This is a genomic window from Novosphingobium organovorum, from assembly GCF_022832435.1.
Lineage (GTDB): Bacteria > Pseudomonadota > Alphaproteobacteria > Sphingomonadales > Sphingomonadaceae > Novosphingobium > Novosphingobium organovorum.
The window spans coordinates 1-1650 of sequence record NZ_JALHLF010000228.1; the positions used below are offsets into that span (position 1 = coordinate 1).

1 protein-coding gene and 1 pseudogene are annotated in these 1650 nt (G+C 68.4%); both read left to right on the forward strand.

Going from position 1 to position 1650, the window contains the following annotated elements; translation table 11 throughout:
• Nucleotides 1-240 precede the first annotated feature (240 nt).
• Complete coding sequence (locus MTR62_RS20890; protein ID WP_244024577.1) at nucleotides 241-1185, forward strand: GAF domain-containing protein; 945 nt, start codon at nucleotides 241-243, stop codon at nucleotides 1183-1185.
• A gap of 155 nt (nucleotides 1186-1340) precedes the next feature.
• A pseudogene (locus tag MTR62_RS20895) lies at nucleotides 1341-1650 on the forward strand (TonB family protein); the annotation flags it as partial.

Consider the following 1650-nt stretch of genomic DNA (forward strand, 5'->3'; position numbering starts at 1 on the left):
ACTCCACCGACTCGGTGCCGAGCCCCAATCACCCCATCTGATCCAGAAGTTCGGCACCGTCCCACGCCTCCACCCGACCAATGTACACTTTCGCGGGAAGTCGGGTGGGAGCGGTCCTTGGTGTGCGGCAGGGCTATTCCCGAGCGCTTGTTGACGTTTCCTTACCGGGGCCTGTGGCATGACCCGGAGGCGCTCGGCCGGTGAGAGGGCCTTGCCTGCATCAAGGGGATTCGAAGGTGCATGGATAGGGAGCCATTCATTCGGGCCACCGAGATCTGGGTGCCCGCCGCCGATGGCCGGAGCATCGACCTGCAATCGGGGGTCTATGGCCAGATGGACTATTTCGCGGCGGTCAGCCGGGGGATGCGGTTCGAGCTGGGGGAAGGATTGCCCGGCAAGGTCTGGGAGCAGGGGCGCCCGATCATCCTCAGGGACCTGTGCAATTCCTATTTCGTGCGCAAGGAAGCGGCGATGACCGAAGGGCTGAGTTGCGCGGTGGCGATGCCGTCCTACGATGCGGGGCGGCTGCGTTCGGTCACCGTGCTGTTCTGCGGTGACGATCGTTTCCGGCTCGGCGCGCTGGAGCTGTGGACCCTCCGCTCGGGCGAGGACGAGCTCTCGCTGGTCGATGGCTATTTCGGCCATGCCCATGAATTCGAAAGCGAAACCCGAGACACGCGGTTCGCGAGCGGAGAGGGCGTGCCGGGGCGGGCCTGGCGGACGGGGCGGCCCGATGTGCTGGCCTCGCTGGGCAGCGATGGCCGTTTTCTGCGCCATGAAGCCGCCGATCAGGTCGGTTTCGACCGCGCGGTGGGCGTTCCGTGCCCCTCGCGCAAGGGTGTGCCGTTCGTTCTGACGCTGGTGTCCTCCTGCGTGTCGCCGGTCGCGGGGCGCATCGAATACTGGGTGCTCGACGAAGGGGTGGGCGGTTTTCGGCTCGTTTCGGGCTATTGCGAGGCGTGCGAGGATCTCCTCACCAGCCATGCCGACACGGTGATTGCGTTCGATGTCGGGCTGTTCGGCCGCGCCTGTCGCAAGCGCATCCCGCTGATCGACGAGGATCTGGCGACTGACACCGAAAGTCGGGTCGCGCGTTCGGCCGTGGCGGCGGGGCTCAAGTCGATGGTGGTCCAGCCGCTCAACGCCGGGGACGGGTTCGATGCGGTGCTGGTCTGGTACTTCTGAACGGCCTGCCGCGCGCGCTGTTCCGATCAGCTCGGCGCAGGGGGCATGACGCGGGCCAGCCGACGCGATAGGTTCGGTGCATGGTTCTGCCGGATCGATCCCCTCTTGCGCGCGCGGCGTTGACACGCTCCTCGCGGTGGGTGCGGGGCGGGGCTGTGGTGCTCGTCGGCGCGATCCACGTGATCCTGGTGCTCATCCTCGTGCGCGCTTTCGCGCCCGATCTGGCCGGGAGTGTCACCGACACGGTGCGCCGCACTGTCCTGGTGACGTTCGTGGCCCAGCCGGAACGTGAACCCGAACCCGTGCGGCCCCTATCCCCCCGCCCAAGGCCCCTGCCGGTTGCGAAGCAAGGCGCGGCGGCGCCGGCGGGGAAACAGGCCCGTGCGCGTCCCCTCGCCGCGCCCGAGCCTGCGCTCGTGCTGGCCCCCACGCAGGCCCCGCCGGTCGCGGGGGAGGGCGCCGAGG